General features: G+C 45.9%; 9 protein-coding genes. 2 read left to right on the top strand and 7 right to left on the bottom strand.

Annotated elements, in window-relative coordinates; genetic code table 11:
- Nucleotides 1-6 precede the first annotated feature (6 nt).
- Together ACTIE0_RS03875 and ACTIE0_RS03880 are read left to right on the top strand one after the other, a co-directional pair.
- The gene (locus ACTIE0_RS03875) at nucleotides 7-489 is read left to right on the top strand and encodes a hypothetical protein (RefSeq protein WP_006668883.1); all 483 of its coding nucleotides are present in this window, start codon (nucleotides 7-9) and stop codon (nucleotides 487-489) included.
- 1 nt (nucleotide 490) lies between these two features.
- On the top strand, nucleotides 491-931 hold the full coding sequence (locus tag ACTIE0_RS03880) for a hypothetical protein (RefSeq protein ID WP_006621912.1): 441 nt from the start codon (nucleotides 491-493) through the stop codon (nucleotides 929-931).
- Nucleotides 932-1,285: 354 nt separating this feature from the next.
- Here the strand turns inward: ACTIE0_RS03880 and hypD are convergent, their stop codons facing one another.
- The 7 genes from hypD to ACTIE0_RS03915 form a co-directional block, all read right to left on the bottom strand.
- Nucleotides 1,286-2,392: a hydrogenase formation protein HypD gene (gene hypD / locus ACTIE0_RS03885; protein WP_006668882.1), complete on the bottom strand. Its 1,107-nt coding sequence runs from the start codon at nucleotides 2,390-2,392 to the stop codon at nucleotides 1,286-1,288.
- 130 nt (nucleotides 2,393-2,522) lie between these two features.
- Complete coding sequence (locus ACTIE0_RS03890) at nucleotides 2,523-3,590, bottom strand: amino acid ABC transporter substrate-binding protein (protein ID WP_006621910.1); 1,068 nt, start codon at nucleotides 3,588-3,590, stop codon at nucleotides 2,523-2,525.
- 312 nt (nucleotides 3,591-3,902) lie between these two features.
- Nucleotides 3,903-4,133 (bottom strand): hypothetical protein, encoded by a 231-nt coding sequence (locus ACTIE0_RS03895; protein WP_006668881.1) that lies wholly within the window; start codon nucleotides 4,131-4,133, stop codon nucleotides 3,903-3,905.
- Nucleotides 4,134-4,447: 314 nt separating this feature from the next.
- Nucleotides 4,448-4,846, bottom strand: a complete 399-nt coding sequence (locus ACTIE0_RS03900; protein ID WP_006668879.1) for a hypothetical protein — start codon at nucleotides 4,844-4,846, stop codon at nucleotides 4,448-4,450.
- 14 nt (nucleotides 4,847-4,860) lie between these two features.
- Nucleotides 4,861-5,853, bottom strand: a complete 993-nt coding sequence (gene secF, locus ACTIE0_RS03905; protein WP_006621904.1) for a protein translocase subunit SecF — start codon at nucleotides 5,851-5,853, stop codon at nucleotides 4,861-4,863.
- 57 nt (nucleotides 5,854-5,910) lie between these two features.
- Entirely contained in the window at nucleotides 5,911-7,302 is a 1,392-nt protein-coding gene (secD, locus tag ACTIE0_RS03910) for a protein translocase subunit SecD (RefSeq protein ID WP_006668878.1), read from the bottom strand.
- A 127-nt stretch (nucleotides 7,303-7,429) separates the two neighbouring features.
- Nucleotides 7,430-8,413, bottom strand: a complete 984-nt coding sequence (locus tag ACTIE0_RS03915) for an alpha-ketoacid dehydrogenase subunit beta (RefSeq protein WP_006621902.1) — start codon at nucleotides 8,411-8,413, stop codon at nucleotides 7,430-7,432.
- Between the last annotated feature and the right edge of the window lie 387 nt (nucleotides 8,414-8,800).

An 8,800-nucleotide genomic window follows, 5' to 3' on the forward strand; every position in this document is an offset into this window, starting at 1 on the left:
AATATCGTGATAACTGTTAAAGACACTGTGGCTGATAAATTTTACAGCTATCCCCGATTTTGGATCTATACTATCACTTTATTTTTGGGCTATACTGTGGCTGGGTGGTTCCTGGCGGCGTTTGAGGTTCCCTGGTTGGTGTGGTTAATCACTTTCGCGGTTATCCTACATTTGGCTAAGGTCGGGGAAGAAGCTATTGTTTTGGCGAATGCTTGGCTAGTGTTGATTATGTTTATTGGCACTATTCTCAAGACATGGCCAACGGTGTGGCTGCCAGATTTACCATTCCAAAATGCACCCCTTTGGGCGATGATTTTAATGGGATTATGGGCTTTTTCTATACTGCTAATTATGGCTTTAGCATGGGGTCGCACTATCCTATCTACGGTGGGTTTAAATGACGATCGCCTTTTTTATATACTACTGGGTATCCCGGGGGTCGCTTTCATAGTCGGTTCGGTAATTTTTCGCTTAGGTTGGATGATTTAATATGAACAGGAAATCTCAACAATATCCGAGAAATTTACCTCGGATTCAACCCCCAAATGCTGATGAATATTTACAAAAAATGACTCCCGAAGTTTTGGCAAGTTTTAACCCCCAACAACTGGCAGAAATTCGGCAAACTTTAGATGCAGCTATACCCCAACCTTCCTCGAAAATTGTCGATCTGAGATTTACTGTCGATTTGATTATAGATCGGTTTTATGTGGTGGTTTTCGTGGGTAAGGAACGCCGACAAAAAAAGCGATCGCCTTTCTTTACCCAAGCCCATAAAATTGCTAATATCATAGCCGCTTCCTTATTGCTCATCGGCTTAAACCTGATGATTAGTGCTATCATATTTCTGCTGCTATATTTAATCAAATCAGCTTTAGGAATTGACTTATTTCCAGGGGAACACCTGATAGACATTTTACCTATCAATTAAAATTTTAATCCTCACTTTATAATTGGTCTGGTGCGTCAGTCATCAATTATCGGGTTTTTCTCCTGGTTTTCCCTGTCTGACGCACCCTACTATATAATTGGTCTAATAATCTAATACCTTTCCAAGTAATTCCCCCGTGGGGTAGGGCGGGTTTATTAATATCGTCGTGGGGAATTGAGAATTGACAGCAGAACCCGCCCCTACAATAATTAATTATTAATTATTAATTATTAATTATTAATTAATTCTGATTTAGGGTGAGGGTAATATTTTAAGCTATTTCCGAACAAGTATTCTGGTGCGTCAGAAATAAATTATCGGGTTTTTCTGATGGTTTCTGGTGTCTGACGCACCCTACTGTAATAACTCGGTTTCTCCCTGGTGGCGGTAACGATAATAGGCGGCGCAAGCGCCTTCCGAAGAAACCATGGGCGCACCGAGGGGATGTTCTGGTTTACAGCGGGTTCCAAAGGCGGGACACTGATGGGGTTTTTTGATTCCCTGCATAATTTCACCGCTGATACATTCGCTATAATTATCCGGTTGTGGCGGTGACAAATTAAACCGATTTTCTGCGTCAAATTCCGCGTAGGGCGATCGCAACCCTAAACCACTTTCGGAAATTTCTCCTATGCCGCGCCATTGACGATTGACTACTTCAAATACTTGTGATATAATGGTTTGTGCCGTCTTATTTCCCTCTCTTTGTACCGAACGAGTGTATTGATTTTCTAATGTAGCTTGTCCCTCTTCTAGCTGTTTAATACATAGATAAATCCCCTGAAGAATATCTACAGGTTCAAAACCAGTCACAACAATGGGAATATTATATTTGTTTACAATCGGCTCATATTCAGTGTATCCCATCACTGTGCAAACATGACCAGCCGCTAAAAACCCCTGTACTCGACAGTTAGAACTAGATAAAATAGCCGCGATCGCCGGAGGAACCAACACATGAGAAACCAGCATCGAAAAATTCTCAATTGAGAGTTCTTTGGCTTGATAAACCGCCATAGCTGTAGCGGGTGCTGTAGTTTCAAAGCCGACCGCCAAAAATACCACCTGTTTGTCGGGGTTATTCTGAGCAATTTTTAAACTATCTAAAGGGGAATAAACGATGCGAATATCTCCCCCCATAGCCTTAACTGAAAGCAAGTCTTTTTCGGTTCCAGGGACTCGTAACATATCCCCAAAGGAACAGAGAATAGTATTAGGAAGGGTGGCTATTTCAACAGCGCGATCAATCATGTGAATGGGAGTCACACAGACGGGACATCCAGGGCCATGAATTAAAGTAATTTGTTCAGGTAATAACTTGTCAATGCCATATTTAACAATGGAGTGGGTTTGTCCCCCACAAATTTCCATGATTGTCCAGGGTTGGCTAGTAATAGATGCGATCGCCTGAGCGTATTTTTGGGACAATTCCAAATCCCGATACTCATCCACAAATTTCATCTTGATATGTCCCCATAAGCTGCTGTGATGTTATTCAGCTTGACCATGATAGATGAAAGGTGGATCAGTTTTGGTAGTCGAAAAAACCGCCTCAACTAATAAGATCCTACCCTTCACCTAATTTTTGTCATTAACGGAATGGTGGAGAAAAGAGTAAACCCCCATTAGTCCATAGCTCATTTTCATTGCGAGGAAGATTAAACTGGGAACCTGCACCTAAATTGCGATCGTAAACTTCCGCATAGTTTCCGACGTGCCTAATCACCCTAGCAGCAAAATCATTAGTTAAACCCATTCCTGTACCTAAATCCCCTTCCACGCCAAGAAAACGGCGAATGGTAGGATTCTCGCTAGTTTGGGCAATTTCTTCGACATTAGCTTGAGTAATTCCTAGTTCTTCGGCTTCAAACAAAGCAAATGTCACCCATTTGACGGTATCAAACCAAGCTGAGTCATTATTGAGGGTTACAGGTCCGAGGGGTTCCTTAGACATAGTAACATCCAGGATAATATGATCATTGGGGTTGGGAAGGGTGCTGCGACGAGCGAGGAGTTGAGATTTATCAGAGGTCATACCTTCACAACGACCCTCAGCATAAGCCGCATAGGCGGGGTCAGCCTGTTGGAATGTCACGGTCTCAAAGGTGATACCCCGTTCGCGCATATTATCAGTAAGATTAAGTTCGGTGGTAGTTCCCGCTTCTACACAGACGGCGCGATCCTGAAAATCTTCTAAGCTGGTAATTCCACTATCTGCGCGAACCATCATACCCTGACCATCATGGAATGTGGTAGGGGCAAATTCCATCCCTACAGATGTATCACGGCTGAGAGTCCAGGTAGTATTGCGCGAAAGCATATCTACTTCCCCGGCTCTCATGGCTTCAAAACGTTCTGTGGAATCTAAGTTCCGATACTGAACTGCATTAGGGTCATCAAATAAGGCTGCTGCTACGGCTTTACAGACATCTACATCTAAGCCAGAGTATTCGCCACTCTGATCAACAAAACTGAAGCCAGGAATACCACCATCTACCCCACAAATGAGGACTCCTCGGTTTTTGACAACATTTAGGCGACTTTGACCGCTGCCTCCGGCGGCTAGTCCGTCAGAACCTGGAGATCCTCCGGGTTCACAAGCTGTGAGTGATAAGGCTGACAAGCAACTTACCAATAATAGAAAACCTCGTTTACCCATAGTTTTTGAATTGTCTTTGAATCGGTTTACATATCGCCACTAAGCCACCCACTATTAAGGTTTGCACCTATCAGGGAGACTTAGGAGAAGAGGGAGAGCCCAATTAATTGGCAACCCGAGGACAGGACTATCTTACAACAGCCTGAGAAGGGAGTTGACAATTTTCATAAACTTACCTTAATTTGGCGATATCGTTCGTGGACAATTTCAAGGGAGTTTGACATAAATTGGCTATATATCGCGATCTTCGGGGAAATTGTGGGGGGGTAATATATAGAGCGATCGCACACTATACTCCGTCCCTATTGAATATTAAGCCATTGATTCCCCAGACAGACGAGCCTCGGCTAGGTCACGAATTAGAGATATACGAGAGTTGATATACTCATCCAACATATCCACCTCCTGACCATTGATGCTTGACTGACTCTTTAGGCGACCCATCAAGCACTGAACCAGGCTATCATCATCCAGACTAACTAAATGTGAAGGTTGGGTATTTTCAACTAAAGACCAAAGTTGACGGAGCATTGTTGGAGTCATAAGACCTCCTTATGGTTTGTTCATTTTCTCCCCAAAGCCGGGAGTGGGTGAGCGTCTTAGATATGCAGCCTGTTCACACTAATCTTAAATTTGTGGTGGCCGCCTTTATTTTTTCTTTATAGTCTCAACCATAACTCAAATTCGCCTGATCAAACATCAAATTACACAAGATTTCACATGATTTACAAATCTCTTAACCAACTGAAGCATAACTTGACATAAAGGGTTAATTGTAATAATTTATACAAACTTATGGCAGATAATTCTCAGAGAGTCTTCTAGTGGTAGCTGATCTGCTCAGTTATGGAGGCTAATTATTTATAATTATTAATTACCCACCGCCACAGGGGATGAGTCGAACCCTGTTGGCGAATTTTGAGGACTTGTCTTTCTAGGCGTTGGCGATAACGAAGGGGGAAACCCATAAGAATGTTGCGACTTTGCCAAAGTAAGGTGCTGGTAGTCATGCCTACACATATACCTAAACCGATCGCAGATAGGCGATTATGAAATAGGCCGTGGCGGACTGTAGCCCAGGTAAAATGTTCCATGAGTAGGGAAATGTCCGATCGCATTCCCCACAAACTCAGTGAGCCAATAACCAACCATAATAGGATAATCACCAGCCAGCGACTCCAAATTATCAACTCATGGAGTCGTTTCATTTGAGTTTTCAGGACTGGATCATCTAATGAGGGTTCAGGATAGGACATGGGACTGTAATTATTTATTTTTCCCTAGACACTGGCTGAGGTTCATCATTAGGGACGATGGTTGACTTAGACGCTTTGCGATCGCGCCACCAACCCAGGAGGGTACTAGCAATAAAAATACTAGAGTAGGAACCTGCAATAAAACCTATAATCAGGGTGAGGGCAAAATATTTGAGAGTTTCCCCGCCAAACAGGAAAATGCAAAACAGGGGTAGGATGGTGGTAACTGTGGTATTGATAGAGCGCGCCAAGGTTTGGTTAACGGCATTATCAACGACTTCCCCGGTAGAAGCGTCGGGCATTTGTTTCAAGATTTCCCGGATGCGATCGTAAATTACCACGGTGTCATTAACAGAAAACCCGATAATTGTCAAGAGGGCTACTAAAAATAGGGTATCGGCTTCTAAGCCAAAAACCAGACCGAAAATGGAGAATATCCCCATAGTCAGAAAAACATCATGGAATAGGGCGACAAATGCAAATACTGCATAGTCAAACTGGAACCGGAAAGTTAGATAGACGGTAATTCCGGCGAAAGCGACGAGTAAGGCTTGGAGTCCAGAAATAAAGATTTGACGGCCGAGAGTTGGTCCCACGGTGTCGATTTGGGTAGCGAGGGGGTCAAAAACTCCGATCGCCTCTCGCAAGGCGGCTTCTAGCTGAGTTCGTTCATCAACATTGAGGTTTTTAGTGCGAACGGAAACAATTTGGCGATCGCGTTGAATGGGGTCTTTATCCAAAAGTTGAATGGAACTGCTACCCAAGTCCTGAGCCTGCAAAACTTCCCGCACCTGGTCAATCTCAATGGGGCCATCACAATTACCGGGAACAGTGCAATCAAGTTCCAACTGGAGGCGAGTTCCTCCCACAAAGTCTAGTCCGGGGCGTATGGGTGAGCCAATATCAGGATTAGTCCAGGAAATTAACATCGCCACTATTCCGGCGAGGATAACCGCCGCCGAAATCATCCACCAAAGCGATCGCCGTTTTGTCACACTAAAAGTCATAGTTTCAGATCAAGCCATAATTTAGGGGCAACACAAGAGTTGAGAAAACCATCAAACCTAATTAGTCTTAGGGAGATTTGGACAAAACAATTCAGGCTTGCGGAACTCAGGTAAACTAATCACGGTAAACATGAGAGTGCGGCTAAAGGTAACAGCGGTAAACATACTCACAGCCACCCCCAAGCCGAGGGTAAGGGCAAATCCCTTCACCAGTCCAGTTCCCAGCCAGAACAGAGCGACACAAGCAATACCAGTGGTAACATTTCCATCCAGGATACTGCCAAAAGCCCGATAAAAACCAGACTCGACGGAACGATAGAGGGTTTTTCCGGCTCGGAGTTCTTCCCGGGTGCGTTCAAAAATCAGGACGTTAGCATCAACAGCCATACCGATACTAAGGATAAACCCAGCAATTCCCGGTAGGGTAAGGGTAACTCCCAAGAGGGCAAAAATGGCTAGGGTAAATAAGGCGTAAACCACCAAAGCCACATCAGCGATCGCTCCTGGTAGGCGATAATAAGCCACCATAAAAATTAGCACCAAAATCAAGCCGCCACTGCCGGCATAAATACTGCGCTGAATGCTATCACGTCCCAGAGTTGCACCGACGGTGCGGTTTTCGACAATTTCCACCGGAACCGGAAGCGCTCCCCCTCGCAATTGTACGGCGAGATCATTAGCTTCGGCGGCGCTAAAATTGCCGGTAATTACGGCACTTCCCCCGGTAATTCCGGTATCGGCAAATTCCACGGAAACGGTGGGAGAACTTAACAGACTGTCATCTAAAAAGATGCCAATGGTGCGTCCTGTCCCGGCTAAGTTTTTGGTAAGTTCAGCAAAATTTCTGCCGCCTTCACTATTAAAGCGCAGGACAATTTCCCAACCATTCCCCCCTTGAGTGGGTTGGGGGAAGGCATCTTGTAGCTGCTGGCCGCGAATTATGGGTTCTTTATAGAATGAGGCGATCGCCTGATTACTTTCATTGAGTTGTTGGAGGAGTTGTTCGAGTCTATCATCGTCTCCGGTGGCGATCGCCTGTCTTAAATCAGCATCTAATGCTCGATTAACCTGTATTTCCGCAAAAAGCTCTCCCTCAGTCCCCGGTCTTTGCTCCCGGAAATCCAACTGAGCCGTCCCTCCCAAAACCCGTTCCGCTTGTTCTGGGTCACTGACACCGGGGAGTTGCACCAGAATCTGATCATCTCCTACAGTTTGCACCACAGCCTCAGAAACACCCAAACCGTTGACACGGTTTTCGATGACACTCTGAACCCCCTCCAAAACCCGCTCATCAATGCGTGGCACATCATCGGAGGTTTGCAACTGAATTGTGAGTTGAGAACCACCCCGCAAGTCTAGTCCCAGGCGAATAGGAACCCGGACCAAAATAATCAGGGAAGTGATGACCAGGAGTAAGATCAGGAAAAGGAGCGATCGCTGTTTTCGCATACTGAATTCAAAATCAGGGATAACGACTCATTTTATCATTAAAATCCGATCCCACGCCGAACTACCAGGAAAGCCATGGAACTTCACCCCAACTCAACCCAGAAGTCCAGACGCGGAACCCATTAAGCTATACCTGGTGGGATAACATCTTCTGAACCGCCTCCAGAACCTGTTCCGGCTGTACAATCGTCAACCTTTCCAACATCCCGTTATAGGGGGTAGGGATATCCTGGGAGGAAAGCCGCAACACAGGAGCATCAAGTTCATCAAAGAAATTATCATTAATCGAGGCCGTCAGTTCCGCCCCAATTCCCCCGGTTTTCATGCACTCTTCCACAATAATCACACGGTGAGTTTTCCGAATCGACTCGCCAATGGTATTCAGGTCTAAAGGCTTGAGGGAAATTAAATCAATCACCTCTGGGTCAAAACCCTGTTTCACCATAGCCGGAACCGCCTGCATTACATGATGGCGCATCCGAGAGTAGGTAAGAATCGTGACATCTTTACCCGATCGCACAATTTCCGCCTGGTCAATAGGAACCAAATATTCCTCTTCCGGTAGATCTTCCTTGAGGTTATACAGCAGGACGTGCTCAAAGAACAAAACCGGGTTATCATCCCGAATTGCCGATTTGAGTAGACCCTTAGCATTATAGGGCGTAGAACAGGCGACAATTTTTAGACCCGGAACCGCTTGGAAATAGGACTCTAGGCGTTGAGAGTGTTCGGCTCCCAATTGACGACCCACCCCGCCGGGTCCACGAATTACCAAAGGCATTTTAAAGTTACCCCCGGAAGTGTAGCGCAGCATTCCACCATTATTAGCAATTTGGTTGAAAGCCAGCAGCAGGAATCCCATGTTCATCCCTTCGATTATGGGTCGCAGTCCGGTCATAGCGGCACCAACTGCCATCCCTGTGAAACTATTTTCAGCAATGGGGGTATCGAGAACTCGCAGATCCCCATATTTCTTATGCAAGTCTTTGGTCACTTTGTAGGAACCACCATAGTGACCTACATCTTCCCCTAGAACCAATACAGCAGGATCGCGAGCCATTTCTTCGTCAGTGGCTTGACGCAGTGCATTAAAAAGTAGAGTCTGTGCCATGAAGATTATCCGAGTATAGTGGATTAATTATTTTAACCAGGGAAGGCGACACAAATATAGAGTAGGCGCGACTCTGTAGGGGCGGGTGCTAGAGCAGCCACGGGAGAAACCAGCCCACTAGCTGCACCCGCCCTAACCTAACCCTAACCCTAACCCACGATTCCCACCGCCAGTAGGGGCGGGTGCTAGAGCAGCCACGGGAGAAACCAGCCCACTGAAAGCGATCGCCCTAACCCACGATTCCCACCGCCAGTAGGGGCGGGTGCTAGAGCAGCCACGGGAGAAACCAGCCAACTAGCTGCACCCGCCCTAACCCACGATTCCCACCGCCAGTAGGGGCGGGTGCTAGAGCAGCCACGGGAGAAACCAGCCAACTAGCTGCACCCG

Origin of the sequence: Limnospira sp., assembly GCF_051859755.1 — a bacterium.
GTDB classification, from domain to species: Bacteria; Cyanobacteriota; Cyanobacteriia; order Cyanobacteriales; family Microcoleaceae; genus Limnospira; species Limnospira fusiformis.